Below are 25,583 nucleotides of genomic sequence, written 5' to 3'. Positions count from 1 at the left end.
GCTCCTCAGTCGGTCAGGAGTTGTACGGCGAGAGCGCTGAGCTGCCGCTCGAGCCGCTCGATGGGTGGGTGCTGGGGTCGCTGCACCCAGTCGTAGGCGATCGCGGTGGTGGCGCCGATCAGTGCGAGAGCGGCGAACCGCCAGTCGCGGTCGGTGACCTCGCCGCGGGCGACGGCCGTGGCGCCTTCGGCCTCGATCAGCTCGATCAGCCGTTCGCGGTAGCGGAGCCGGGTCGCCTCGATCTGCGGGCTCAGCCCGACCACCTCGACGAACTGGATCCGGGCCGATCGCGAGTCGGCGAAGATCGGTTCGAGGTAGGCGAGGAACGCCGCCGGGATCCGCTCCACCATCGGCCGGGCCGCCGTCTCGGTGAGCGAGGCCAGCACCCGGTGCACCGACTGGTCGGTGAGGTCGGCGTACAGGTCCACGAAGGCGGCTTCCTTGTTGGCGTAGAGCGTGTAGAAGTTCCGGGTGGAGACGCCGGCGAGGGCGCACGCCCGCTCGACCTTGAGTGCGGCGTACCCCTGGCTGCCGACCACGTCGTGGATGGTGGCGAGCAGTCGGGCCCGCCGGCCAGCCTCGCGCTCGGACGCGGTCTGGCCGGCGTAGACCCGAAGCCCACTCACCTCCTGATCCTCCCAGTCAGGGGGTGGTGTTGCGCAGGAAGGACAGCGCACCGACGCCGGCGGTGACGATGTCCAGGCGCCCGTCGCCGTCGTAGTCGGCGACGACCGGGTTCTGCGGTGCGATGCCGACCCGGAAGTCGCCGACCTTGCGCATCGCGGCCGTGCCGTTGCCGGCGAGCACGGTGACGGTCGGCACCGGCGTGAAGAGCGAGGAGACGACCAGATCCTCGCGGCCGTCGCCGTCGATGTCGGCCGCGGTGGCGCTGGTCGGGCCGGAGCCGCCGAACTGCGGCGTACCGACCGGCGAGGTGAACGCCCCGCTGCCGTCGGTGAGCGCGGTGACCAGCGTGAAGCTGAACGAGCCGACGGTGGCGGCGTCGTCGAAGCCGTCGCCGTTGAGGTCGATCGCGGTCACGTCCTCCGGCACCAGCCCGCTCGCGAAGAGCTGGCCCGAGATCGTGAACCCACCGTTGCCGGTGCCACGCAGCGCGAACGTCGTCCCCGAGAACCCGTCGACCGCGAACAGGTCCGTCTTGCCATCCGCGTCGAGCTTGGCCGGGTCGATCGCGGAGATGGCGGCGGCACCCGGGACCTGCGTCGTCGGGCCGGCCGTGAAGGTGCCCGAGCCGTTGTTGCGGAGGGTCTGGATCGCGGTGAAGGTCGGCGCGACGATGTCGAGGTCGCGGTCGCCGTCGAGGTCGACCAGTCGCGGCTCGACCTGGCCGCCGAGCGTGAGCGGATACGTCGGGCCGTTGCTGAAGCCGCCCGCACCGTTGCCGAGCCGGATCCGCACCTCGGTGACGGTCATCGCGACCACGTCGGCCTTGCCGTCGCCGTTGACGTCGCCGGCATCCAGGCCCTGCACCTGGACGGTCCCGGGGATCTCGCCGGCCGGCGTGAACGTGCCGTCCCCGTCGCCGGTGGCCAGCAGGATGTCGCCGTAGGTGAAGTCGGTGATCGTGACAATGTCCGGGATGCCGTCGGAGTCGAAGTCCGCGGTCGCCGTCCCTCGCGGCGCGGGGCCGGGACCGGCGGTGTTGTCGATCGCGGTCGAGACGTACGGCGCGAACGACGGGTCGGCGGCGTGCGCCGGAGTGGCCGTCGCGACGAGCGCGCCGGCGGTCAGGAGAACAGAAAGGGTCGCTTTTCGCATGATCGGACGGTATGCCCTCTGTGACCAATCCAACAAGCAGTCTTTTCAGATGGCTTCCGCCCGGCCGCTGGTCCACGAACGCGCGAGTAGCACCATCGAGCCGGTAGGTTCGCTGCCATGGCACGCGAGCAGCAGACCCAGATCGTCGCCGCAGAGATGGTGGCCAACGTCCTGACCGTGTCCGTTGCTCCCGGTGACCAGGTCGCCGCCGGCGACATCGTCGTACTCCTGGAGTCGATGAAGATGGAGATCCCCGTGCTCGCCGAAGCCCCCGGCACCGTCCTCGAGATCAAGGTCGACCCAGGCGACGTCGTACAAGAGGGCGACGTGCTGCTGACGCTCAGTCGGTCCTGAGGGCCAGCTAGCCGACGACGTCGGCCAGCGTCACTACCTCGACCAGCGGCCCGTAGAGCGCCATCACCGCCAGCGCATTCGCGTGGGTGGTGTCGTCCGCGCCGGCGCAGGCGTCGGCGACCACCTGGACGTGTACGCCGGCGTCCGCGGCCGCGAGCGCCGTGGACAGCACGCAGCAGTCGGTGGACACGCCCGCCAGCACGAGTCGGTCGCCCGGCTGGAGCAAGTCGGCGAGTGCGTCCCACTTGCCGAAGGTCGTGGCATCCAAGGTCGGTTCGCCGGCGAACTCCGGCACCAGCTGATAGTCATCGGAGTCCGGCGGCTGGAGCGCGAACGGCCACTGCTGGTAGTAGTCCACCCATCGGCCCTGCGGCACGCTCGGTGCGACGAACCTGGTGAACACCACCCGCGGGGCGAACGCCGCCACCAGCTTGCGGGTCGGCGCCAGCACCTCGGCGAACCGCGGTGCCGCCCACGAGCTGGTGGGGTCGGCGAAGATCCGCTGCAGGTCGATCAGGGCGAGCAACCCCGCGGGTCCGGTCATACGGCCACCAGCTCCTCAGCCTGGCCGGCCTCCTGGCGCTGCACCCGGCGACGGGCCAGCAGGTAGTAGGCGACGAAGCTGAGCACCAGCGAAAGCAGCACACCGAGGTTGGCCCATGCCCAGTCGCCCTCCTTGCCGCCGAGGCCGAGCGGGCCGAGCAGGTAGCCCTGCCAGGTCAGCCAGGTGGCCTGCATGTTGGTGACCAGGCCCCAGCCGAGCGCGGTGCAGACCGCGATGATGGCGATCGGCGTCCACTGGACGTTGCCGTACCGGCCGCCCGGCATGTACAGCTCCTCCTCGACCAGGTCCTCGCGCCGGATCAGGATGTCGGCCAGCATCACGCCGCACCAGGCCGCGATCGGTACGCCGAGCGTGATCAGGAAGCCCATGAACTGGGCAAGGAAGTTCTGGCCCATGAACACCACGTAGATCGTCCCGAGCAGCATCACGATGCCGTCGATCAGCGCCGCGATGTGCCGGCGTACACGAATGCCGGCGGCGAGCATGGCCAGCCCGGACGAGTAGATGTCGAGTACGGCGCCGCCGACCAGTCCGAGCACGGCGACGAGTGCGAAGGGCACCAGGAACCAGTGCGGCAGCGCGTGCGCCAGGGCGCCGATCGGGTTGCTTCCGATCTCCGCGCTGAGGTCTGCCGAGGACCCGGCCAGCAGCAGGCCGAACATGAGCAGGATGACCGGCGCGAGCGCGCCACCGAAGGTGGTCCAGCCGACCACGCTTCGGTTCGACACCTCCCGCGGCAGGTACCGCGAGTAGTCCGCCGCCAGGTTCACCCAGCCCAGGCCGAAGCCGGTCATCATCAGCGTCGTGGCGCCGAGCACCTGCTGCCAGGATCCTGAGGGAAGCGCCTCGACGGTGCTCCACTTGATGTCGTCCATGACCAGCACGATGTAGACCACCGTGAGCACGGCCGTGACGATGGTGATCGCCGACTCCAGCCGCATGATCATCTCGAAGCCGATCACGCCCGCGATCACGACGAGTACGCAGATCACCGCCAGCGCGACGGCCTTGGTGAAGTCGCCGCCACCCCAGCCGAGCTCCTCGAAGACGGTGGCCGTTGCGAGCGTGGCGAGGATCGTCAGCACCGTCTCCCAGCCCACCGTGAGCAGCCAGGAGATGGCCGCCGGGAACCTGTTGCCCCGGACCCCGAACGCCGCCCGGCTGAGCAGCATCGTCGGCGCGGAACCCCGTTTGCCCGCCAGCGAGATCAGGCCGACGAGCAGGAACGAGAAGAGGATGCCCGCCAAACCGGCGAACACCCCCTGCCAGAAGGAGATCCCGAAGCCGAGTGCGTACGCGCCGTAGCTCAGCCCGAGCACCGACACATTTGCCCCGAACCAGGGCCAGAAAAGCTCCTTGGCCACACCCTTGCGGTGGTGCCCGCGGATCACGTTCATCCCGTTGGTCTCGATTGCGAACACCCGGCGCTGTCGCCGAGACGCGTGAAGCGGTTCGTTCGTCATCCCTGTGGGTCCCCTCCCGAGCTGCCCAAACCGTGTCGCGCAGGCTAGAAGGCTGGGCCGGTGCGGTCAACCGCTGTGTCCGCCATCGGCCGCGCAACGTGCTTGACGGCCCTAGCCAAGCCCGAGGATCTGTCCGAACCGCCAAGCTGCAGCAAAATGCAAGGTAATGCCAGGGTCTCGGATTGAGAGGCAGGCTTGGCTGCGAGGCACGGCGCGCGGGGGACGCCGTGCCCGCTGCTTTCACTGTGACGGTGCCCGCAGGCCGTCGGTCGCTGCGTCGCGGAAGGCCCGGTTGGTGCAGATGAGTACGCCGTACTTCACGCCCGCCGCGAAGCGGGCCTGGGCGCCCAGAGCCTCGGAGAACGCCGCGACCTCTGCCCTCACGGCCCGTCCACTGATCAGGAGCGTGCGTGCGATCTCGCTATCGCTGTGGCCCTCGGACACCAGTCTCGCCACAGCATGCTGGCGTTGGCTGAGTTCGACCGGAGCAGGGCTCAGGTCTTGCACGGCCACGGAGTAGGACTTCACCACCTCGATGTAGCCGATGGCGGCCTGGACGGCTTCGGGACGCGAGATCAGCATGATCGCCGGCGTCTGGATCGACGGTGGGCCGTCGAGGAGCACGGTCCGGCGATCGAAGACCTTCAGCCGAACCGGCCCGAAGCCGAAGTAGTACGGCAGATGGCGAGCGTTCAGCAGCATCTCAACCCGCGACGCCGGACCCCCGGTGATGTCGAAGAGACCAGTCATCCGCTGGCCTTCCTGAATCGCCCGCTCGTCGCGCTGCGCCATCTCGGCGCAGCTGGTGTTATCCAGACCGGTCAGCTCGGCCACCGCTGTCAGCTCATCGGACATGCGGCCGAGTTCCGTCACCCGCGCCTGCGCTTTTACGGCCGTCCTGAACTGCTCAACGGTGACACCGTGTTGGCTTCCGGAGCGCTCGGCGCACAGCCGGGCGCGGATAAGAAGCAGTGGCATCGCTGCGTCCTGGATGCGCTGCCGGTCGCGGATCGGCAGGTTCAGGGCGGGCACGTCGTTCATCGGGCTCCAACCCTCTGGAGCGGGCGAGCAGCGGCGACGCGCCGCTGGTGGTCCGGGCCGGACACGATCGGAACGAACATGTGCACCCCTGCTGTGGCGCCAGCACGGCGCCGAGGTGTGCTTGCCCGAGTCGACCCGCGGTAGGCCCTAGCCGACGCCAGACGAAACCCTATGTTGATCTGGGCGAAGCTGTCAGGGTTGTGCGCAGAGTGGACGCATGACCTCCTGTCAGGCTCTAGCCCCGACCGAGCCGCGTGCTTTGGGGCGACCAACAGGTTCGCCGCCGAAGGTAAAGCCGCGCCCATCGACTTGGGAGGAGGCTTGGGTTGAGGCACGGCGCGCGGGGGACGCCGTGCCCGTCTACACGGTCAGCCGTCGCGACCGTCGATCGACCATGGCTGCTCGAGGTCCGCGAGCGCGGTGTGGGCGGCGGCCGTCATGGCAGGCGTCGAGTTCACCAACATCGCGTACTTGAAGCCGGCGGCGAACCGGCTGGCGGCATTGAGGGCAGTCGAAAGTACGGCGAACTCGGCACGCGCGGTGCGCACGCTGATCCCAAGAGTGCGGGCGATGGAGTCGTCGCCGTGGCCTTGGGCGAGGAGCTGTGCCACGGCGTGTTGCCGGGCGGTCAGGTCAACGGGCTCCAGGACCAGGTCACGGACGGCGACCGACTTCGACTTCACGACGGCGGTGTAGTGCATCGCGGCAGCCACAGCATCGGGCCGCTCGATCAGCATCACCGAGACCCTTTCGGCGACCGGAGGGCCGGCAGCCATGACGGTCCGGCGATCGAGGACCTTCATCTGCATTGGTCCGAAGCCGACGTAGTACGGCATCTCCGGGTGGGACAGCACGTACTCTGCCTGCTGCGTACGGCCGTGGGAGAGATCGAAGAGGCTGGTCATCCGCTGCCCTTTCGCGACCGCCAGCTCGTTCGAACGCGAGAGTCGCAGGGTGGAACTTCCGCCCTTGGCGATCGTGACCGCGGTGAGTTCCGACGCCGCCATGCAGACCTCTTGAAGCCAGGTTCCCAGCTCCCGGCCGCCCAGCGTGAACACCTCGAGCTGCACGCCTGAGACCGGAGAACGCGTGAGTTCATCGACGATTCGGGCGCGAACCGCCTGTAGAGGCAGGCTCGCATCGAGCACCTGCTGGCGCTCGTCGGCAGACATGATGGGCACGGACATGTGCACCCCCGTGGTGGCACAGGCGCGGCGCCGAGGTGTACTGCCCGAGTCGGCCTGCCGCAGGCCCTAGCCGGCGCCGTTCAAAATGGTAAACCCGCGCGGGACGCGGTGTCAGGCGTGTGCGTCAGCGTGGACGCGGGTGCGGCTGCGGTCGCCGAGGTAGATCAGCGAGATCGCCACGAACCCGATGCAGCCGAGCCCAATCAGAACCCAGCCGATCCGGACCCCTTCTCCAACGAGACCGGCGATCAGGATCGCGGAACCTTGCGACAGCTGCATGACCGTGTTGCCGAGGCCGAAGATCCGGCCGCGTGCCTCGCGCGGGATGGTGGCGGCGACCTTCGTCTGTATTGCGACCAGGTAGCAGAGGGAGGCGCCACTGAAGAAGAGCACGACCATCACTGGCACGGGGCTGTGCGTCAGCCAGCCGGCTAGCCCCGCCAGCGCCACGATGCCGGCCGCAGAGTATGCAAGCGGGTAGACCAGTGCGAACTGCTGCTCGGCGCGGGCACGACCGAAGACCACCAGGCCAGCCACGCCGCCAAGAGCGATCGCGCTCATCATGAGCGCGGCGACACGCTCGTCCCAGCCGAGTTGGTGCGCCCACGGCAGGGCCAGAGCCTCGGCCACCACGACCATGCCCGGACCGACCGCCAGCAGGGAGAACCAAGCGGTCATGTGTGGTGCGTCGCGGATGAACGCCAGGCCATCTTTGGTGCCGGTCCAGATCGACGGCCGCTCGTCGAGCCTGTGCCAGGCGACCGGACGCGCGCGAACGAAGGCCTGGATGAGCAGTGCTGACACCAGGAAGCTCGCGGCGTTGACATAGAGCGCGGGCTCGGGGTCGACGGCGTACACGATCACGCCGCCGATGGCGAAGCTGAGCACCTGGAGCGCCTGCCGGGTGGCCGCTACCAATGCGTTGCCGACCGGGAACTCTTCCTTGGTCAGGACATCGGCCAGCGTCGCAAGACGTGAGGCTCCGAACGGGATCTGGATTGTCTCGATCGTGAAGAGGACGACCAGGATCAACCAGTACGGCACGTCGGGGATGACCAAGACCAGAGCGATCGCCGCTCGGGAGATGTCCGCGAGGACCATGAGTCCCTTGGTCGGGAAGATGTCGGCGAGGGTCGCGAGCCAAGGACCGAAGACGTGTGGGAGGTACGACGCCGCGAAGACGCCGGCGGTCATCGCGACCGACCCTGTCCTGTCTAGCACCAGGGCGGCGACAGCGAATCGACCCATGTACGTGCCAAGCAGAGTCAGCACGTCCGCCGCGTACATGCCCGAGAATTCGTGGTCCCGAAACAAGTCGCGGTAGCGCAGACCCGAGATCACAGCGCGCTCCCTCGCCATACCAAACAATGTTGCCTTACGCAGATGAATGGTCAACCAGCGGGTCTGGTCAAACCGCCCAGAACTGGCAGAGGGGGCGGGATTCGAACCCGCGGCTGACATCTCTGCCAGCGACCGCTTTCAAGGCGGTTCCGATCGGCCACTCCGGCACCCCTCCGTGCGCGACCCGTCGACGCACGTCAGGGAGTGTACGGCGGGCTGCCGCCGTACACCGACCCTACTCCGACCCGCCGACCTCGTACTCGACGTCGTCGTACGCCAGGTCGTGCAGGCGCTGGAGGTGGTGACTGATGTCGGCGAGCAGTCGCTTCATCTCGACCCGGACCTGTTCGGGATCCGCCGCCTCGAGGACCTGAGGTCCGAGCGCGGACAGCCGGCCGAGGAGAACGTTGCGCTCCTTGCGGATCGCTCCGGCGCGGTGCGCAAGCCAGCACTCGACGTTCGGAGGCTGCTCGTTCGCCAGGGACTCGCGGACGCCGGCCATCCGTTGTCGGACCACCCAGCGCCAGTTCCCCAAGGCCACGCCTTGGAGCCGCGGTGCGTCCAGCGCTTGGTTGAGCCCAGCGAGTGCTGCCTGCATCGTGGCCATGACGACCTCCGAAGATGGGGGGACTCCGAGTGTGACGTGGCTCACCCTTGACGATCAAGAGGCATTTGTCCTTGAAGAGATGCGTCTTGTGTAATCGGGGATGTGCCGTCCGACTATCGACTCTCGCCCGCGCTCGCCGCTCGGATGATGGGCGCGAGCATCGTCCTGCTCGCGGTCCTCGTCTTCGCCCTCACACTCGTGGTCGCCGCGCTCGACGCGTCCATCGGGCTGCTTGCTGTCGGCGTCTTCGTCGTACTCCTGGCGATCGCTGCCGTCGGCTGGTACCTCACGCAGCGCGCGTACGTCGTCCGGCTCGGCGCCGACGGCTACCGCGTCCGTCTGGTCCGCGGCGCTGGCGTCAAGCAGGCGCGGTGGAAGGACGTGGAGGACGCGGTCACCACCACTCTCCACAATCAGCCGTGCCTGGTGCTCCGGCTGCGGGACGGGCGTACGACGACGATTCCGGTGGCGGCACTGGCGGGCAACCGGGAGGCGTTCGTCCGCGACGTTCAGGAGCATCTCAACCGCGGTCACGGCCTGCGCAAGCTCGGCTGAGCCCTCGGTGGTCGAGTAGGTCGCGCAGCGACCGTATCGAGACCAGGCGTGCCTGATTCGGCGTCCGCCGGGCGGGCCTTGTAACCTATGCGGGCCGTCTCGTGGTGTGAGCCGCGCGGCCGGCACGGAGGCGTCGCCTAGTCTGGTCTATGGCGCCCGCCTGCTAAGCGGGTTTGGGGCTACAACCCCATCGAGGGTTCAAATCCCTCCGCCTCCGCCGACCCGATCCCCTTCGCAGTCGCGAAGGGGATCGCGTCATTTCATGCATTCGAAGGTCCGATTGCAAGATCTTGCACTGCAAATAGTTGAGGGAGCCGGTCGCTTGGTGATCGACTGCAAGATGTCGCAGACTGATGGAGCACCGCCGAGAGGCGGAGCCCACAAGTTCACAGACCCTGAGACGAGGACCCAACTCAACCCCCCACATGTTCGGTCCCTGAGCCAACCCCCCCGGCCCGTCTCAAGGAACGAGGGCAGCGATCACGGTCGCTGCCCTCGTTGTATTTCCGATATGTTGTGGTCTGTCATACGGCGGCCGAATGGTCCCATGCTGGGACCCCCGGAGGCAAGCGATTGCACGATCTTGCAATGCACTTTTCTGAGGGTGGCCTGGGCTTGGTGCGCGACTGCAAGTTGTCGCAGACTGGTTGTGGGACACCACCCCGGCCCCCGCAACGAGGTGGAGAAAACAAATGAAGAACGTAGCGCGTCGACTTGGCACTGTTGTTGCAGCAACGGCAGTCCTGGCCCTTGGCACTGTGCTGACTGGGCCTGTGGCACACGCCGACTACCAATGGATTGTGCAATGGTAGACCAGCGACCACCAAAGTCCTGAGACGAGGACCCGACTCAACCCCCCACATGTTCGGTCCCTGAGCCAACCCCCCGGCCCGTCTCAAGGAACGAGGGCAGCGACCTTTGGTCGCTGCCCTCGTTTAGTTAGCGCTGCTCATCGCCGCCGCTGGTTCGCTCCGCTGCATCGCGTTGCCCCATTGCGTATCCGAGCTGGAAACGGGTCTGCGCATCGTACTCATCCTTGAGGTCTGCGACGTACCCGGCGTACGTCCGCGGACTGACGCCGAGCCGTTTGGCGGCCGATGGGTCGGCGTGTCCCTGGATGAGCATGCGGATGGTCATCTCTCGCTGCTCGTCTGCGATGGCGTGAACGGTGCCCAGTTCGCGATTCGTGAAAGGTCGGGCTCGCTCCCACGCGCGTTCGAAGATGTCAACGAGATATGCCACTACCGACTGTTCACGGACTACCAGTGCGGTGACTTCCCCCTCGGCGCTTGGGATGACTACGACTTCGCGATCTACCACGACCATCCGATTGAAGAACTCGTCGAGCGTGCGAACCTCGCCGCCATGGCTAGACACGGTCGAGACGTACGCGTGTGTCGGCGTGCTGCGGCGTGCTGCGTGCTGGTAGAGCGTCCGGATCGACACGCCGCGCGCCATCGCACGAAGTTCGCCTTCGGTTACCTGTGGGAAGCGGGTCGTGCTGCGGCCCGCATTGGGCTGCGCCGCTAGCAACTCCATGCGGGCGTCGGCTACGAGCGACTCGAGGAACTCGTTGATCGTGTCGCGCCCGTGAATTTCGGTGAAGGGGCCATGCTTTGTGCCAGGCGAACGCCGCCAGCTGAGGGCGAGATCGCTGAGCGCATTCGCCCACGCCGAAGACTCCTTGAGTAGTTCGGCGCCCCGCTGGCCAATCGGCGCCACGATCTGAGACGAGACGATTGATGGGTCGACCGGGAGAAAAGCGCCGCTGCTGCTGTCGTGGGCGAGCAGGCCGAGCTTGACCAGCACGTCGAACGCATCGTGCTCTGGTGAGTCAGCTGCTATCAGGGGATCGTCGCCGGGGATTCCGCCGTGACCCACGATGTACTCGAACAGCTTGGCCCCGGACGTCTCCAGGAGCTCGCGCTCCTCCTTCGTGACGGCGCGCCCGCCAGCGCTGTTGGGCTCCTTGCGCTTCGTCACAGCCGTCCCTCCGTCCGAGCCTTAGAAGGGATTATGCACCTTCTTGCAGAATGATGAAGCGCCCCGGCCGAATCCGGCCGGGGCGCTTCAATTGCAAGAACCTGCGAGCGTGCCTTCTAGGCGCCGAGGCGGGCCTTCAGGCCGTCGAGCTCGGTCCAGAGTACTGCGGGGAGCTCGTCGCCGAACTTCTCGAACCACTCCTGGATCTGCGGGATCTCGGCCTTCCACTCCTCGACGTCGACGCTCAGCGCCGCCTCGATCGCCTCGGAGGTCATGTCCAGCCCGTCGACGTCGAGCGCGCCGGGCGCGGGCACGTGGCCGATCGGGGTCTCGACCGCGGCGGACTGGCCGTCGATGCGCTCCACGACCCACTTCAGGACGCGGGAGTTCTCGCCGAAGCCGGGCCACAGGAAGCCGCCCTCGTCGTCGCGGCGGAACCAGTTGACGTAGAAGATCTTCGGCAGCTTGGACGCGTCGTTGTCCTTGCCCATCGAGATCCAGTGGTTGAAGTAGTCGCCGGCGTTGTAACCGATGAACGGCAGCATCGCCATCGGGTCGCGGCGTACGACGCCGACCGCGCCGACCGCGGCAGCGGTGGTCTCCGAGGAGAGGGTCGCGCCGAGGAAGGTGCCGTGGGTCCAGTCGCGGGCCTCGAACACCAGCGGGACCGTGGTCTTGCGGCGGCCGCCGAACAGGATCGCGTCGATCGGGACGCCGCGCGGGTCGTCGTACTCCGGCGCGAGGATGTCGCACTGCTTGATCGGGGTGCAGTAGCGCGAGTTCGCGTGGCTGGACAGCTGGTCGCTGTCGGGCGACCACGGCTCGCCCTTCCACGAGGTGGCCTTGGCCGGGGTGTTCTCCAGGCCCTCCCACCAGATGTCGCCGTCCTCGGTGAGCGCGACGTTGGTGAAGACCGAGTTGCCCTTGTTGATGGTCTTCATCGCGTTCGGGTTGGTGTGCTCGTTGGTGCCGGGCGCGACGCCGAAGAAGCCGAACTCCGGGTTGACCGCCCACAGCCGGCCGTCCTCGCCGATCCGCATCCAGGCGATGTCGTCGCCGAGGGTCTCGACCTTCCAGCCCGGGATGGTCGGCTGCAGCATCGCGAGGTTGGTCTTGCCGCAGGCGCTCGGGAACGCCGCGGTGATGTACTTGACGACGCCGTCGGGCGAGGTGAGCTTGAGGATCAGCATGTGCTCGGCCATCCAGCCCTCGTCGCGCGCCATGACCGACGCGATCCGCAGTGCGTAGCACTTCTTGCCCAGTAGCGCGTTGCCGCCGTACCCGGAGCCGAACGACCAGATCATCCGCTCCTCGGGGAACTGGACGATGTACTTGGTGTCGTTGCAGGGCCAGGCGACGTCCTGCTCGCCGTCGGCGAGCGGCTTGCCGACCGAGTGCAGCGCGGGGACCCAGTGGAAGTCGCGGCCGGCCGAGTGCAGCTCCTCCATCTTGCGGAGTACGTCGGTGCCCATGCGCGACATCACCCGCATCGAGACGGTGACGTACGCCGAGTCGGTGATCTCGACACCGAACATCGGGTGCTCGGCCTCGAGGTGACCCATCACGAACGGGATGACGTACATCGTGCGGCCCTTCATGCAGCCGGCGTACAGCCCGCGCATGATGTCCTTCATCTTGTCCGGGGCCATCCAGTTGTTGGTAGGACCGCAGTCCTTCTCGTCAACCGAGCAGATGTAGGTGCGGTCCTCGACCCGGGCCACGTCGGTGGGGTCGGAGGCGGCGTGGAAGGAGTTCGGCTTGATGGAGGGGTTGAGCTGGGTGAAGGTGCCGGTCGAGACCAGCGCCTCGGTCAGCTCGGTCCACTCCTCGTCGGAGCCGGTGCACCAGTGGATGCGGTCGGGCTGAGTGAGCTCAGCGATCTCGTTGACCCAGTTGAGGATTCCCTCATGGGTCGTGGGCACCTGTGTTTCGACGGTCATGCCTGGAAGTCCCTCTCGCGCATTCGCGGCGCCCCCGTTGAAGGCGGCACCGGCCGCCGAGCGTATCGACGGTGGTGTCGTGGAGTCGTGTGAGTCGCGCGGCAACGCTGCCGGACGAGTATTTGTCCACCCGAACTACGCCGTAGCCACCGATCAGAGATCGGAGGGACGTAGGCGGGATGGAGCGAGGGTACTCTGGCCGCTCACGCGCACCTATTGGAACGTTCACAGCGTGTGACCTGGGCAACTCGGGGACCCACCGAGAGGGAAACCAGCCATGAGAGTACGTCGAGCGGTTGCGGCTGCCGTCACCATTGCCGTCGGAGTCGGCGTGGTGGACGGTGCTGTTGCGGCCGGCCCGGCCGCGCCCGCCGGAGACGAGGACGCGCGGTTCGCGCCTTCGAGGCTGGCGCCGGGCGGCAAGCATGTGTGGGTGACGGTGCCCGGTGTCGACAGCGACCGGGACGGCAGGGCCGACCGAGTGCACGTCAGCTACCGGCTCCCGAAGCGCCCGGGCCGGGTGCCGGCGATCCTCGAGGCCAGCCCGTACTTCGGCGGCTTCGTCGAGGGTGTCGCCAACCACGGCGTCGACCATCCGCTGCACGTCCCGGCCGCACCCGTCCCGACCAGCTACGAGGAGCTGTTCCTGAGCAAGGGCTACGCCTACGTGATGGCCGAGTCGATCGGCAGCGGCCGGTCGACCGGGTGCCCGGTGAGCGGCGGCGTCGCCGAGACCAAGGCGATGGCCGCCGTCGTCCGGTGGCTCGGTGGGAAGACCTACGCCCGCGACGCCGGCGGCCGGAAGGTGAAGGCGTTCTGGTCGACCGGCAGGTCGGGGATGATCGGCGTCTCCTACAACGGCACGCTCGCCAACGCGGTCGCCGCGACCGGCGTACCCGGGCTGAAGGCGATCGTCCCGATCTCGGCGATCTCCGACTGGCACGACTACTACCGCTCCCAGGGCGCGGTCCGGGCCCCCGGCGGCTACCAGGGCGAGGACGCCGACGTGCTCGCCAGGTTCGTGCTGACTCGGAAGAACCCGGGCGCCTGCCGTCAGGTGATCGCCCGGCTGGCCCGGGAGCAGGACCGGACCACCGGCGACATGAGCAGCTTCTGGGCGTCGCGCTCCTACCGGCCGCACGCTCGCAAGGTGAAGGCCGCCGTGCTGTCGCTGCACGGGCTCGACGACTGGAACGTGATGAGCGACCAGTCCGGTCGCTGGCTGCGCGAGCTGGACCGGGCCGGCGTACCGCATCAGGCGTGGTGGCACGCGGAAGGTCACGGCGACCCGCTCTTCTACAACGACCCGCAGTGGCGCAGGCAGCTGGTGGACTGGATGGACCGCTGGGTCAAGGGCAGGGCGAACGGCGTGATGCGCCGGCCGGGCAGCGTGGTGTCGGACGGCGGACGGCACTGGTCCCATCAGACCTGGCCGGCACCCGGGTCGCGGACCGTCTCGCTGCGCCCGGCGCCGGGAGGCCGTACGGCGGGACCGCTCGGCCTGGGCGAGCCGGCGTACCGCTCTGAGAGGCTGTACGACGACGCCCGCTTCTCGCTGGCGCAGCTCGCCAAGAAGCCGACGTCGCGGCACCGGCTGCTCTACCGCACCCCGCGCCTCCGGGCGCCGCTCGAGCTGTCCGGCCTGGCCTCAGCGAACCTCACCGCCGCCTTCGGCGCCCGTGCCGCCAACGTGTCGGTCGGGCTCGCGGTGATCGCCCCGTCCGGCAGGACCAGGCTGCTGAGCGAGGGCTGGCTCGACCCGCAGAACGTCGCGGGCACGCCATGGCGTGGCCGCGCGCTCCAGCCGGGTACGCCGTACTCGATGACCGTGCGGTTCGACATGGTCCTGCAGCACCGGATCGCCGCCGGATCGCGGCTGGCGCTGGTCGTCGCGTCCAGCGACCGCCACTACACGATCCGGCCCAAGCCAGGGACCTCGATGACCGTCCGCCTCGGCCGCACCGCGCTCAACCTCCCGGTGATCGGCGGCGCGGGCGCGGTCGAGGCCGCGCTGGGCGGATAGCCGGGCGCCGCCCATTGATTTAGGAAACGATCGGCGGGTCCGCTATCCTCGTCCAGTCCTCGCGCCGCGCGTGAGGCGGGCGCCCGTAGCTCAACGGATAGAGCATCTGACTACGGATCAGAAGGTTTGGGGTTCGAATCCCTACGGGCGCGCAAAACGACAAAGCCCAGGCAGACAACATCTGACCTGGGCTTTCGTGTGTCCGGCCGCAGCCATCGCGGTGACACCAGAGGGCGGCCCGCGAATGATCCGGACCGCCCTCTGCCCCTGCGTGACCCCAACGTCAAGGGGCGCTCACTCGATACACGCGGAGGCGTCGCCCGACCTATGGGAGTACGACCCTGCAGGCCCGTGCCATAATTTGACGGAGCTGTAAATTATGAGCGAAAGGTTGTGGGTGGATGTCCATAAGTTTCGGCTCCGACCCGGTCGCTGACGAGGTCGCAACCGTGCTGAGGCAGCTGGCGGTGGGCAGCTGGGACAACGACGAGTCGCCTTTGGTTGACCTCAAGGAGGAGGCCGGACGTCGAGACCGGGCAGGCACCGTGCTGCCTGGCGAACCGCAGAACGACAGGGCCGCGGAGCAGGTGGCTGCTGAGGCGGCTTGTATGGCGAACACGCCGGGCGGCGGGGCGCTGATTCTCGGAGCCGCGGATGATGGGGAGCTCATTGGCACCTCACTCGACACAGAGTGGCTCAGACACCGTGTGTACGAGTTGACTGATCGGACGCTGACGATCGATGTGCGTTCGGCCGAGGTCGTCGACACTCGTCTGCTCGTGATCACCGCTCCTCAGGCGATCGAGCCGATCCGATGGCGCGGCCGCATCAACTGGCGGGTAGACGACCACTGCGTGGAGGTCGACCCCGCTACCTGGCATGCGAGGCGCATGATCCGTACGAACTTTGACTGGTCAGGGCAGCCTTCGCGCGTCAGTGCAACGCGGGCGCGCGAGGCATCTGTTGAGATCGCGCGGAGCTTCTTGCAGTCGAGTGGCGAAGCACATGCGGTCGATCTAGCCGGACAGTCGACGCCGGAGTTGCTGCGGCGGCTCAACGTGGTGACGGGCGACGGGTACCTCACGAACGCGGGAGTGCTTGCGTTTGTTGGTCGGGGCGACCCTGCCTTGGACTACATACGTCGCGAGGTCTCCGGTGGCGACAGCCGTCAGCGAGTCCACAAAGGTAATCGGGGTCTTCTTGAAGAGCTCCAGGAGGTGATTACGCACATCTCCGCCAGCAATGCGACCAGGCATCTGCCGAAGGGCATCGCAGTCGGTCAAGTTCGCGACTTGCCTGAGCTCGCGGTCCGCGAGGCGGTCGTCAACGGAGTCGCTCACCGGGAGTGGGGCCTAGCGCAACCCACCACTGTCGAGCACATCGGCCGAACCCTTCGGGTCACGAGTCCAGGAGGGTTCTTTGGGGGTGTCAACTCGTCGAACATCATCACCCACCCGTCGCAGTCGCGTAACCGCGCGTTGACGGAGCTGCTCTCAGCGGTGCGAGTGGCCGAACGCGAGGGGATCGGAGTCGATCGAATGGTTCGCGAGATGCTCCGGCCGGGTTACCGAGCGCCGGAGATTACCGAGATTGAGGGACCGCTCGTTCGTGTCTCGCTGGTCGGTGATGCCGCCGATGTTGCCTGGATCGAATGGCTGGAGAGCATCTCTCCAACGGAGACCGCTGTGGACATCAATGCTCTCTTGTTGCTGCGTCACCTGGTCGATGAAGGTTGGGTCGACATCGCGACCGCCAGCCCAATTCTGCAGCTGAACCGTGCGGAGACTGGGGGCGCGATCCGGCGTCTATCCTCGGCAACGATCGGTGGAGTACCGGCCCTCAAGCTCGTTCCCGGTGTGCCCGATGACGGGCCTGAGGCTTGGTCGCTCGCGTCCTACGCGCGGAATGCCCTCCGGCAAAGGGATGCGGCCGCCCGCACGGCGCGGACCTGGCCCAGCCGTGCGAGAATCGCTCGCTCGTACTCACGGGGACGTGGGCGGATCAGCACGACGGAGCTAGGCGGCCTGGTTGGTGCGAGCCCGACGAACGTCGGTGGTGTGCTCAAGAACCTGGAGAAGGACGGCTTCTTGCGGCCATCGCGTCCGAACCGACGCGGTCCGGGGTTCTACTACCTCTTCGACGGCGACAACCCGGATCAAGGCCAGTAGCCACCGTTCGACAAGAGCTCGTGCTCGAACTTGACCGACCCCGGGCAGCCCGGTCACCTGCACGGAGATGCGCGACCGCTAACTGGTTCGAAGGCACCAGTTAATTGGGACGAACGTACGGATCTCGTTACGCTGTGTCAATGACGTCGACGAACCTGCCCAAGGCGACCCAGCCCAGTCAGGATCGCAGTCTCGCCCGGCGTGAGGCATTGCTCCGCGCCGCGATAGAGCTGCTCGCCGAGGGCGGTGCGCGTGCCGTCACCCACCGCGCGGTCGCGGCCCGAGCCAAGGTGCCGCTGGCGGCCACGACGTACTACTTCGAGTCGATCGGGAAGCTCACCGAGGAGGCGCTCCGGCTGCACATGACCGAGCGGGTCGAGGAGCTCCACGAGCTGGCAGCGGGAGCGACCGCGGGCCAGAGCGTCACCGAGATCGCCGAACGTTTCATCGAGGCGCTCATCGACCGCGAGTCGGCAGCGGTCGTCGCCCAGTTTGAGGTCTTTCTCGAGGCTGCCCGGAACCCCGCCCTGCGCGACGTGGTCGCCTATTCGCTCGAGGCCTCCGAGAAGCTGGCCGAGGAGATCCTCGCCGCTCTCGGCGCCCGCCGGCCCGCGCAGGCGGCCACCGCGCTGGTGGCGATGGTCAACGGGTTCGCCCTCAACCGGCTCGGCCGGCCGCTGCCCGTGGCCGAGGACGCCGCGGCGATGCTCGACGCGATGCGGTCGCTGTTCATCGCACAGATCATGGAGGACGACGAGCTCGCCCTGTGGCACTCGCGGCTCGCACGCCCGCTGGCCCAGGAGCCGTCGGCGAGCTGATCAAGTGCGTGGTCTCGACGACGCTCGCTAGCGCTCGCTGCTCGACCACCCGAGGCTGACCCTTGCGCTTGAATTGGTACATGTGTTCCACTTCGGGTGACACCCGTCACTCCACGTCAGGGAGCACCTCATGCGCCTCCGCTCACTCAGCCTCGCGGTCGCGACCGCGCTGACGGCCTCGCTCGCAGTGCTGGTCGGCCCCGCGCCGGCGCAGGCCGCCTCCTCCGGGGTCAACGACTTCACTTGTACGCCGTCGGCGGCGCACCCGCGGCCGGTGGTGCTGCTCCACGGTCTCGGCGGCAACGCCGAGGGCAATGTCGGGCCACTGGCCAACTCGCTGGCGGGCCAGGGCTACTGCGCGTTCATGCTGACCTACGGCCTGCGGGTCCCGGGGATCCCCGTCGGCGGCACCATCGACATCGACGAGTCGGCGCGCGAGATCGGCGACTTCATCGACCGGGTGCTCACCGCCACCAAGGCCGCGAAGGTCGACATCGTCGGCCACTCGGAGGGCGGGTTCCAGTCGCTGTACGTGCCGAAGGTGCACGGCTACGCACCGAAGGTCGGCCGGGTCGTCGCGCTGGCTCCGCCGGCCCACGGTACGACGTTCGGCGGGCTGATCTCGGTCGCCGACGCCACCGGCCTGCGCCTCCTGGTCGACCAGATCCTGCCGCTGGGCTGCCCGGCCTGTGACCAGCTGATCCGGGGCGGCGCCGCCGTACAGAAGCTCAACACCGGCCCGATCGCCCAGCCGGGCGTGAAGTACACGATCATCGCCACCCGCACCGACCTGCTGGTCACCCCGCACGAGTCGCGGCTGCTCGGGACAGAGGAGACGGCGTTCGTGAAGGAGCCCGGCGTCACCAACTACTACGTGCAGGACAAGTGCCCGTTCGCCAGCGGAGCCCCGGGTGAGCTGACAAACGCTCCGCGATTGTCAGCTCACCCGGTCGGCCACATCGGCCTCGCCTACGACTCCGGCGTCACCACGATGGTCAGCAACGCGCTCGACCCAGCCACCGCCAAGCCGGTCCGCTGCTCCTTCGGCCTCCCGTTCTGAAAGGGATAGCTGTCATGCGACGACTCTTGATCCTGCCCGTGGTGGCCGCCCTGAGCGCGTGCCTTGGTTTCGAGACGGTTGCTGCGCAACCTCCTCAACCGGCGGCGGCCGCCGCTGCTGCGCCGATCCCCGTGCCCGAGGACGACCCGTTCTACGACGTACCGGGCAATCTCGACGGCGTCGCCAACGGCACGGTGCTGCGGTCCCGGCAGATCACGCCCGGGTTCCCGCTCCCCGCCCGGGCCTGGCAGGTGCTCTACAAGACGCTCGACCACAAGGACCGGCCAACGGCGACGGTGACCACGATCCTGCAGCCGTACGCGCCGTGGCTGGGCGGCGGCGCACGGCCGATGCTGTCCTACCAGACCGCCGAGGACGGGATCGCGGGCAAGTGCGCGCCGTCGTACGCCGTCCGCTCGGGGATCTTCGGAGCCGGCACCAACTCCAGCAATGAGCAGGCCATCGTCACCGGCGCGCTGCTCAAGGGCTGGACGGTCGCCCTGCCCGACTACCAGGGTCCGCTGTCGCTCTTCTTGGCCGCGCCGATGGAGGCGCACGGCGTACTCGACGGGATCCGTGCGGCCAAGGCGTTCAAGCAAGCCGGGATCGCTCGCGACGCCCGGGTCGGGCTGATGGGCTACTCGGGTGGTGCCTACGCGACCAGCGTGGCGATCCAGGCGCAGCCGTCGTACGCGCCCGAGCTGAGGCTGGCCGGCGCTGCCATCGGCGGTGTCGTGGCCGACGTCCGGTCCACGATCGACGCCTTCAACGCGGGACCGGCCAGCGGAGCGATCCCGATGGGCATCGCGGTCGTGGACCGTGCTCATCCGGAGGCAAACATCCGCGAGCTGATCACCGAGGAGGGCTGGCAGAAGGTGGAGGCCAGCCAGGGCGACTGCGTCGGGGACGCGGTGATCCGCAACCTCGGCTTCAAGATCGAGAACTACGAAACGGTGCCGGACGCCCTCAGCGTGCCGCGCATCAAGACCCTGCTGGAGCAGAACAGCCCGCTGCACCTGGGTACGCCGACCGTGCCGGTCTTCCACTACCACGCGCGCTGGGACGAGCTGGCCCCGCTGGCGCCCGCCGCCGAGATGACCGCCAACTGGTGTGCCGGCGGCGCGAAGGTGCAGACCACGATCGAGCCCGGCGAGCACATCACCGGCCTGGTGACCTACCTCGCCCCGTCGTTCCGCTACCTGTCTGACCGGTTCGCGGGCCGGGCGGCGCCGAGCAACTGCGCGGCCACGCCGTGAGGCGGCTTCGTACGGCGGCTGCGCTGGTTGGTGTGGCATCGCTGGGCCTTGGTTTCGAGACGGTTGCTGCGCAACCTCCTCAACCAGCGGTGGGTTGCGGTGTCGCGGCGGAGGGGCCGCGGGAGGTGGCGCGGATTCCGTTCCCGGGGGAGCTCGAAGCGCTGGCAGTCGACGACCGCGGCCGGATGTTCGCGACCGACCTGCTGAACCAGTACGTCTGGCGGATCGACCGGCCGGGCGCGACACCCGTCGTACTCGCCACCGGCTTCCGGAGCATGGGCGGGATCGTGGTCCGGCCGGACGGCAAGCTGCTCGTCGGCACCGGCAACGACCCGTTCACGGGTACGACGGGCTACCTGAAGCCGACCGCGAAGATCTACCTGGTCGACCCAGAGACCGGTGCCAAGTCGGTGTTCGCCGTGGCGCGCAGCGCCAACGGGCTCGCTCAGGGGCCGGACGGCGCGGTCTACGCCAGCAACCTGTTCGGCAACTCGATCGCGCGGATCAGCCCGAGCGGCGCCGTCGACCTCGACTGGGCACGGATGCTGACCCCGAATGGGCTGGCGGTCGCACCCGACAACTCCGCGCTGTACGTCGCCCGCACGGTGGTGGACGGCGCGGTCACCCGGGTGCCGATCGGCGACCCGGCCGCCGCCACCAACGTCGCCGAGACCTCGGGGCTCGACGCGGCCGCCTTCCCGGACGGGCTGACCGTCGACAGCGCCGGGCAGCCGGTCGTCGCCACCCACCTCGGCGGGATCTGGCGCGTCGGCGCCGACCGCACCGTCTGCGTGCTGGCCTCGGGCGTCTACCTCTCGAGCAACGTGGGCTACGGCCGCGGCACCGACGGCTTCTCGGCCGGCCGGCTGTTCCGGGTCGGCTTCGACGGCGTCGTCCACGAGATCCCCGCCGGCTACGACCCCTCAGCTACGGAGTAACCAGTGTCCGTCCTGCCCACGATCACCGGCGTCGCGCACAGCGTCCGGGTACTGCTGCGCGCCGGCATGGTCCAGCCCGCCCGGCCGCTCACCACCGCCCGCGGCTCCCGCGCGATGCGCAAGCTCGGCCCGATCGCCGGCGCCGCCAACATGTCCGCGCTTCGCGCGCCGAACGATGTGGCGATCATCGATGAGCGCGGTGCGGTGACGTACGGCGAGCTCGACTCCCAGTGCCACGCGCTGGCGCGGGCCTGGTCGGCGCTCGGCGTCGCCGAGGGCGACGTCGTCGGCGTGCTCTGCCGCGACCACCGCGGCGCGGTCCAGGCGATGGTCGCCGCCGGCAAGCTCGGCGCCCGGCTGGTGCTGTTGAACACCGGGTTCGCCAAGCCACAGCTCGCCGACGTCGCGACCCGCGAGCAGGTCAGGCTGCTGGTCTTCGACGAGGAGTTCACCGACCTGCTGAGCGCGGTCGCGCCGGACGTGGTCCGGGTGCTGGCCTGGACCGACTCTCGGGCTGACGGTGGCGACGTACTCCATCCGACGCTCGCCGAGCAGATCGCCGCCCACAACGGGGCGAAGGTGGCGCTGCCCGCGGCGCAGGGCGGGCTGGTGCTGCTGACCGGCGGCACGACCGGCACCCCCAAGGGCGCGCCGCGGAAGGTCGGCTCGCCGCTGGCCGCGGCGCAGTTCCTGGAGCGGGTGCCGCAGCGCCGCGGCGACGTCGTCTACATCGCGGCGCCGATGTTCCACGGCACCGGGCTGTCGCAGTTCATCATGGCGTTCGCGCTCGGCTCGACGGTCGTCGTACGGCGCCGGTTCGACGCCCGGGCGACGCTCGACGGAATCGCTCAGCACCAGGCGACCGTGCTGATCCTGGTGCCGACGATGCTGCAGCGGCTTCTGGCGCTGGCCGACGACACCACCGACGCCTCGTCGCTGCGGATCATCATGAGTGCCGGAGCCGCGCTGCCCACCGAGCTCGGCAACCGGGCGATCGAGCGGTTCGGGCCTGTGCTGCACAACTTCTACGGCTGCACCGAGGTGGCCCTCGCGACCGTCGCCATGCCCGAGGATTGGATCGCCGCCCCCGGCACCGTCGGCCGCGCCCCGCGTGGCATCCGGGTCGCCCTCTTCGACGCGGACGACCGGGAGATCACCGAGCCCGGAGTCTCCGGGCGGATCTTCGTCGACAACGGGCTGAAGTTCGAGGGCTACTCCGGCGGCGGTGGCAAGCCGATGATCGGCGCGATGATGGGCACCGGCGACACCGGCCACTGGGGCGCCGGCGGGCGACTGTTCGTCGACGGACGCGACGATGACATGATCGTGTCCGGCGGCGAGAACGTCTTCCCGGCCGAGATCGAGGACCTGGTGTCGTCGATGCCGGGCGTGGCCGAGACCGCCAGCATTCCCGTGGACGACGAGGACTTCGGGGTGCGGCTGCGGATGTTCGTCGTACCCGACGGCTCGGCCACGCTGACCGAGGACGAGATCAAGGACCACGTCCGGGCCAACCTGGCCCGGTTCAAGGTGCCCCGCGAGGTGGTCTTCCTCGACGCGATCCCCTACACCGCCGCCGGCAAGGTCGCCCGCCGCGAGCTGGCCGCGATCGACCTCTCGACCTCCACGAGCTGAGGAGCAGCTGATGAAACGACTCGCCGCCCTGCTGATCGCCTGCCTGCTGATCGCCTCGCTGGGGTTGCAGGCGCCGCCCGCCTCAGCTCTCGGTACGCCGCCGGACCCGGCCACAGACCCGTTCTACGCGGCGCCCGCCAACCTCGCCGAGCTGCAACCCGGGACGGTGATTCGCAAGCGCAAGGTCTCGGTCAACCTGGTGGGCGGTGGCGGGATCGGTGTTCCGCTGGTCCTCGCGACGTCGTACCAGATCCTGGTGCGGAGCAACGATGCCAAGGATCGGCCGGCCGCGGTGGCCGCGACGGTGCTGGTGCCGGTCTTCGGCGCGCGTCGCCAGCTGCTGGCCTACCAGCCGGCGACCGACAGTCTGGGAGCCCAGTGCGAGCCGTCGTACACGCTGCAGACCGGAGGCGAGAAGGAAGCCACATTCATGGCGCTCGGCCTGGCGAAGGGCCTAACCGTCGTGGTACCCGACCACCAAGGGCCGCGGCACGCGTACGCCGCCGGCCGGATGGCCGGGCACGCCGTACTCGACAGCATCCGGGGCGCGCTGGCCACTCCGGAGGCGAAGCTGGCCGGCCCGGGGACCAAGGTCGGCATGATTGGCTACTCCGGCGGCGCGATCGCGACCGGCTGGGCGGCCGAGCTGCACCCGACGTACGCTCCCGAGCTGAACGTGGCCGGCGCGGTCTCCGGCGGCACGCCTGCCGACCTCGAGCTGGCCGGCTCGTTCATGGACGGGAGCGCGTTCAGCGGGCTCTTCCTGGGCGCGTCGCTCGGCATGATGCGCGAGTACCCCGAGCTGGGCTCGATCCTCAACGAGAAGGGCCGTGCGTTCGCGGAGCAGATCAAGGACGAGTGCAGCGGCGAGCTTGCTCTCCACGCGTTCCAGTCGGTGAAGGACTACAGCGACCACCCCGATCCGCTGCGGACTCAGGTCGCCCAGACGGTGCTCCACGAGAACAAGATGGGGGTCGGCAGCACCGCTCCGCGCGCACCGGTGCTGCTGTGGCACTCGAAGTTCGACGAGCTGATCCCGCACCAGGCGGCCACCGAGCTGCACCAGCGCTGGTGCGATCGCGGCGCCCGGGTCCGGCTGGTCACCAACTACACCAGCGAGCACGTCATCGGTGCGTTGCTGATGGTGCCGGAGGCCTTGACCTGGCTGCTCGACCGGTACGACGGCAAGCCGCTCGGCGCCACCTGCCGCTAGCGGCTACGTGGACGTGTCGGTGCCGCGCCGCGGCGAGGCACCGGTGATGAGCGGAGCGGGTCAGCCGCGGGGGACCCGGAGCCAGCGCGTGATGTCGGCGTCCTGACCATGGGCTCCGGTCGTCTCGGTGAAGCCCGCGGCGCGGATGGTGCCGGCATGCCGGCCCAGGCAGGACTGGCGGAACGAGATGCGGACCTGGTTGGTCTCCGAGTCGACCCTGACCTTGAGGCTGGGGCACTTCACGTGGCGCTCGTCGCCGCCCCGGGTGAAGCGGACGAAGATCGGCCGGTGCCGCTCGCCGAAGCCCTGGTTGCCGATGGTGAACTCGGCGCCGGTCCGCTTCGCGGTGAAGATGAGGTAGGCCGAGGACTTGTTCGGCAGCGCGCGCCGCAGCTTGATCGTCGCCTCGACCCGGTGCGGTGCGGTGCGTTGCGGACCGTGACCTTGCGGATGTCGGCGGACGCCGCCAGCGAGGAGTCGACCGGATCGGGAGTCGACTTCGTCGCGGCGTGGGCTGGTGCGACGAGCGCGAGTGGCGCCAGAGCAGCGCAGGCGATGACGGCAAGCTTCTTCATAAGTGACCCCCATGGTGAACGACGCGGACCGAGCGTCCGCCTGGTTGCACCGTAGACGAGTGGTGTCTGCCGAAAGGTTGGGCGGCCGCGGGCGGTCCCTCAGACGGCGGCGCGGCGGACGGCGCCCGGCGCGGCGCCGTACTCCTCCCGGAAGGCGAGGTGCAGGCCCACCGCGGACTGATAGCCGACCTTGCGCGCGATCACGTCGTGCGGGTCCTGGGTGGTGCCGAGCAGGCGGCGGGCCTCGCTGAGCCGGTGTCGTTTGAGGTGCCGGCCGGGGGACTCCCCGACAATGTCCTTGAACGTCCGGGTAAACGACGAGCGCGACATCGCCGCGACCTCGGCCAGCGCGGGCACCGTCCACGGCCGGGAGTAGTCCTCGTAGATGGCGATCAGCGCCCGGCCGATCGACGGGTGCGCGAGCGCGCGACTCATCGGCACCGGCGGCTCAATCGCCATCAGCGTCGCCCGTAGACCGAGCACGAACACCATCTCGAAGTTGCGCAGCAGCACCGCTTTGGTGCCGCTGCCGCGGGTCTCGAACTCCGCCATCAGCCCGGCCAGCGCGTGCGCCATCGGCGGCTGCGCCTCGATCTCGGCGGCGCGGAGGACGAGTACGTCGGGGAGCGTGCGGTAGACGGGATACTCGGTGTCCGGGGTGTAGTCGAGCCCGGCGCAGAGCATCCGGCCGACCGCCGGCCCGTCGCCCAGCTCCAGCCGGCCGACCTCGCCGGGCGCCCGGTCGGGCAGCAGTTCGGCGATGGTGCGCGGGGTCGCCGCGGTGTCCTCACAGATCACGTGGGCGGCGCCGCGCGGAAAGATCGCCAGGTCCCCGGCACCGAGGGGCCGAGGTGGTTCGCCGGGCAGCAGGATGGTCCCGGTGCCCTCGAGCATGTAGTGGAGCAGCGCCCGCGGCTCCGGGTCGCCCTGCACGCCCCAGCCGCTGCGCAGCCGCCAGTCGGAGACGTAGGCGCCGCGCAGGCGGAGCGGGTCCAGCAGGTGGCTGAGCGCGTCGTCCTCGTCCCACATGCGCTGAATCCTAACGAATCTGACCCAGTTCATTATGGAAAGTGCTCGCGCAG

At 68.7% G+C, this 25,583-nt stretch carries 22 protein-coding genes and 3 tRNA genes; 12 read left to right on the top strand and 13 right to left on the bottom strand.

Translation table 11 applies throughout. The features are described 5' to 3' along the window. Positions 1-5: 5 nt before the first annotated feature. Both DDV73_RS09020 and DDV73_RS09015 read right to left on the bottom strand, forming a co-directional pair. A complete protein-coding gene (locus DDV73_RS09020; RefSeq protein WP_109506908.1) occupies positions 6-626 on the bottom strand; it encodes a TetR/AcrR family transcriptional regulator in 621 nt (206 codons plus the stop codon). 16 nt (positions 627-642) lie between these two features. Then, on the bottom strand, positions 643-1,779 hold the full coding sequence (locus DDV73_RS09015; protein ID WP_109506907.1) for an FG-GAP repeat domain-containing protein: 1,137 nt from the start codon (positions 1,777-1,779) through the stop codon (positions 643-645). A 117-nt stretch (positions 1,780-1,896) separates the two neighbouring features. On the opposite strand from DDV73_RS09015, the gene DDV73_RS09010 reads away from it, so the two are divergent. Beyond that, entirely contained in the window at positions 1,897-2,133 is a 237-nt protein-coding gene (locus tag DDV73_RS09010; RefSeq protein ID WP_109506906.1) for a biotin/lipoyl-binding carrier protein, read from the top strand. Positions 2,134-2,140: 7 nt separating this feature from the next. Here DDV73_RS09010 and DDV73_RS09005 read toward each other — a convergent pair whose 3' ends face one another. The 7 genes from DDV73_RS09005 to DDV73_RS08975 form a co-directional block, all read right to left on the bottom strand. Beyond that, positions 2,141-2,677 carry a cysteine hydrolase family protein gene (locus tag DDV73_RS09005; protein ID WP_109506905.1) on the bottom strand — a complete coding sequence of 179 codons (537 nt, stop codon included), beginning with the start codon at positions 2,675-2,677 and terminating at the stop codon, positions 2,141-2,143. Beyond that, positions 2,674-4,161 (bottom strand): purine-cytosine permease family protein, encoded by a 1,488-nt coding sequence (locus DDV73_RS09000; protein WP_109506904.1) that lies wholly within the window; start codon positions 4,159-4,161, stop codon positions 2,674-2,676. Before DDV73_RS09000 ends, DDV73_RS09005 begins: the two co-directional genes overlap by 4 nt. 240 nt (positions 4,162-4,401) lie before the next feature. Further along, positions 4,402-5,202 (bottom strand): helix-turn-helix transcriptional regulator, encoded by an 801-nt coding sequence (locus tag DDV73_RS08995; protein WP_109506903.1) that lies wholly within the window; start codon positions 5,200-5,202, stop codon positions 4,402-4,404. A gap of 368 nt (positions 5,203-5,570) precedes the next feature. Beyond that, positions 5,571-6,272, bottom strand: coding sequence for a helix-turn-helix transcriptional regulator (locus DDV73_RS08990; protein WP_161962332.1), 702 nt, complete (start codon positions 6,270-6,272; stop codon positions 5,571-5,573). Positions 6,273-6,500: 228 nt separating this feature from the next. Further along, positions 6,501-7,748 carry an MFS transporter gene (locus DDV73_RS08985; protein ID WP_161962331.1) on the bottom strand — a complete coding sequence of 416 codons (1,248 nt, stop codon included), beginning with the start codon at positions 7,746-7,748 and terminating at the stop codon, positions 6,501-6,503. Between the two features lie 65 nt (positions 7,749-7,813). Beyond that, positions 7,814-7,905: transfer RNA gene (locus tag DDV73_RS08980), tRNA-Ser, on the bottom strand. A 60-nt stretch (positions 7,906-7,965) separates the two neighbouring features. Further along, positions 7,966-8,337 (bottom strand): hypothetical protein, encoded by a 372-nt coding sequence (locus DDV73_RS08975; protein ID WP_109506900.1) that lies wholly within the window; start codon positions 8,335-8,337, stop codon positions 7,966-7,968. A gap of 102 nt (positions 8,338-8,439) precedes the next feature. On the opposite strand from DDV73_RS08975, the gene DDV73_RS08970 reads away from it, so the two are divergent. Beyond that, positions 8,440-8,892: a hypothetical protein gene (locus DDV73_RS08970; RefSeq protein WP_240617190.1), complete on the top strand. Its 453-nt coding sequence runs from the start codon at positions 8,440-8,442 to the stop codon at positions 8,890-8,892. 126 nt (positions 8,893-9,018) lie between these two features. Then, positions 9,019-9,109: transfer RNA gene (locus tag DDV73_RS08965), tRNA-Ser, on the top strand. Between the two features lie 722 nt (positions 9,110-9,831). On the opposite strand, the gene DDV73_RS08960 is transcribed toward DDV73_RS08965, so the two are convergent. Next, complete coding sequence (locus DDV73_RS08960) at positions 9,832-10,875, bottom strand: DUF7436 family protein (protein ID WP_109506899.1); 1,044 nt, start codon at positions 10,873-10,875, stop codon at positions 9,832-9,834. A gap of 116 nt (positions 10,876-10,991) precedes the next feature. Next, the gene (locus tag DDV73_RS08955; RefSeq protein ID WP_109506898.1) at positions 10,992-12,815 is read right to left on the bottom strand and encodes a phosphoenolpyruvate carboxykinase (GTP); all 1,824 of its coding nucleotides are present in this window, start codon (positions 12,813-12,815) and stop codon (positions 10,992-10,994) included. A 277-nt stretch (positions 12,816-13,092) separates the two neighbouring features. Here DDV73_RS08955 and DDV73_RS08950 point away from each other — a divergent pair, with 277 nt between their 5' ends. The 9 genes from DDV73_RS08950 to DDV73_RS08910 all read left to right on the top strand — a co-directional run bounded on the left by DDV73_RS08950 (position 13,093) and on the right by DDV73_RS08910 (position 23,926). Further along, positions 13,093-14,838: a CocE/NonD family hydrolase gene (locus tag DDV73_RS08950; RefSeq protein ID WP_109506897.1), complete on the top strand. Its 1,746-nt coding sequence runs from the start codon at positions 13,093-13,095 to the stop codon at positions 14,836-14,838. A 79-nt stretch (positions 14,839-14,917) separates the two neighbouring features. Beyond that, positions 14,918-14,990: transfer RNA gene (locus DDV73_RS08945), tRNA-Arg, on the top strand. A 249-nt stretch (positions 14,991-15,239) separates the two neighbouring features. Beyond that, positions 15,240-17,006 (top strand): ATP-binding protein, encoded by a 1,767-nt coding sequence (locus DDV73_RS08940; RefSeq protein ID WP_109506896.1) that lies wholly within the window; start codon positions 15,240-15,242, stop codon positions 17,004-17,006. A gap of 140 nt (positions 17,007-17,146) precedes the next feature. Next, on the top strand, positions 17,147-17,824 hold the full coding sequence (locus tag DDV73_RS08935; RefSeq protein WP_109506895.1) for a TetR/AcrR family transcriptional regulator: 678 nt from the start codon (positions 17,147-17,149) through the stop codon (positions 17,822-17,824). Positions 17,825-17,954: 130 nt separating this feature from the next. Beyond that, positions 17,955-18,884, top strand: a complete 930-nt coding sequence (locus DDV73_RS08930) for an esterase/lipase family protein (protein ID WP_109506894.1) — start codon at positions 17,955-17,957, stop codon at positions 18,882-18,884. A 14-nt stretch (positions 18,885-18,898) separates the two neighbouring features. Continuing rightward, a complete protein-coding gene (locus DDV73_RS08925; RefSeq protein ID WP_109506893.1) occupies positions 18,899-20,140 on the top strand; it encodes a lipase family protein in 1,242 nt (413 codons plus the stop codon). 32 nt (positions 20,141-20,172) lie between these two features. Beyond that, a complete protein-coding gene (locus DDV73_RS08920) occupies positions 20,173-21,078 on the top strand; it encodes an SMP-30/gluconolactonase/LRE family protein (RefSeq protein WP_154402676.1) in 906 nt (301 codons plus the stop codon). Positions 21,079-21,081: 3 nt separating this feature from the next. Beyond that, entirely contained in the window at positions 21,082-22,713 is a 1,632-nt protein-coding gene (locus DDV73_RS08915; RefSeq protein WP_240617189.1) for an AMP-binding protein, read from the top strand. Between the two features lie 10 nt (positions 22,714-22,723). Next, on the top strand, positions 22,724-23,926 hold the full coding sequence (locus DDV73_RS08910) for a lipase family protein (protein WP_109506891.1): 1,203 nt from the start codon (positions 22,724-22,726) through the stop codon (positions 23,924-23,926). A 60-nt stretch (positions 23,927-23,986) separates the two neighbouring features. On the opposite strand, the gene DDV73_RS08905 is transcribed toward DDV73_RS08910, so the two are convergent. Next, positions 23,987-24,514: a hypothetical protein gene (locus DDV73_RS08905; protein ID WP_109506890.1), complete on the bottom strand. Its 528-nt coding sequence runs from the start codon at positions 24,512-24,514 to the stop codon at positions 23,987-23,989. 86 nt (positions 24,515-24,600) lie between these two features. Further along, positions 24,601-25,530, bottom strand: a complete 930-nt coding sequence (locus tag DDV73_RS08900; RefSeq protein ID WP_161962330.1) for an AraC family transcriptional regulator — start codon at positions 25,528-25,530, stop codon at positions 24,601-24,603. Positions 25,531-25,583: the final 53 nt, after the last annotated feature.

This window comes from Nocardioides speluncae, from assembly GCF_003121585.1.
Classification (GTDB): Bacteria; Actinomycetota; Actinomycetes; order Propionibacteriales; family Nocardioidaceae; genus Nocardioides; species Nocardioides speluncae.
The sequence above is the reverse complement of the archived record's forward strand: the minus strand, read 5'-3'. Positions and strand labels throughout refer to the sequence as shown.

Excerpts from the sequence above, each read along its gene's own strand:
- DDV73_RS09015 (WP_109506907.1), bottom strand. The coding sequence starts at position 1,779 with ATGCGAAAAGCGACCCTTTCTGTTCTCCTGACCGCCGGCGCGCTCGTC.
- DDV73_RS09010 (WP_109506906.1), top strand. The coding sequence starts at position 1,897 with ATGGCACGCGAGCAGCAGACCCAGATCGTCGCCGCAGAGATGGTGGCC.
- DDV73_RS09005 (WP_109506905.1), bottom strand. The coding sequence starts at position 2,677 with ATGACCGGACCCGCGGGGTTGCTCGCCCTGATCGACCTGCAGCGGATC.
- DDV73_RS09000 (WP_109506904.1), bottom strand. The coding sequence starts at position 4,161 with ATGACGAACGAACCGCTTCACGCGTCTCGGCGACAGCGCCGGGTGTTC.
- DDV73_RS08995 (WP_109506903.1), bottom strand. The coding sequence starts at position 5,202 with ATGAACGACGTGCCCGCCCTGAACCTGCCGATCCGCGACCGGCAGCGC.
- DDV73_RS08985 (WP_161962331.1), bottom strand. The coding sequence starts at position 7,748 with ATGGCGAGGGAGCGCGCTGTGATCTCGGGTCTGCGCTACCGCGACTTG.
- DDV73_RS08975 (WP_109506900.1), bottom strand. The coding sequence starts at position 8,337 with ATGGCCACGATGCAGGCAGCACTCGCTGGGCTCAACCAAGCGCTGGAC.
- DDV73_RS08955 (WP_109506898.1), bottom strand. The coding sequence starts at position 12,815 with ATGACCGTCGAAACACAGGTGCCCACGACCCATGAGGGAATCCTCAAC.
- DDV73_RS08950 (WP_109506897.1), top strand. The coding sequence starts at position 13,093 with ATGAGAGTACGTCGAGCGGTTGCGGCTGCCGTCACCATTGCCGTCGGA.
- DDV73_RS08940 (WP_109506896.1), top strand. The coding sequence starts at position 15,240 with ATGTCCATAAGTTTCGGCTCCGACCCGGTCGCTGACGAGGTCGCAACC.
- DDV73_RS08935 (WP_109506895.1), top strand. The coding sequence starts at position 17,147 with ATGACGTCGACGAACCTGCCCAAGGCGACCCAGCCCAGTCAGGATCGC.
- DDV73_RS08930 (WP_109506894.1), top strand. The coding sequence starts at position 17,955 with ATGCGCCTCCGCTCACTCAGCCTCGCGGTCGCGACCGCGCTGACGGCC.
- DDV73_RS08925 (WP_109506893.1), top strand. The coding sequence starts at position 18,899 with ATGCGACGACTCTTGATCCTGCCCGTGGTGGCCGCCCTGAGCGCGTGC.
- DDV73_RS08910 (WP_109506891.1), top strand. The coding sequence starts at position 22,724 with ATGAAACGACTCGCCGCCCTGCTGATCGCCTGCCTGCTGATCGCCTCG.
- DDV73_RS08905 (WP_109506890.1), bottom strand. The coding sequence starts at position 24,514 with ATGGGGGTCACTTATGAAGAAGCTTGCCGTCATCGCCTGCGCTGCTCT.
- DDV73_RS08900 (WP_161962330.1), bottom strand. The coding sequence starts at position 25,530 with ATGTGGGACGAGGACGACGCGCTCAGCCACCTGCTGGACCCGCTCCGC.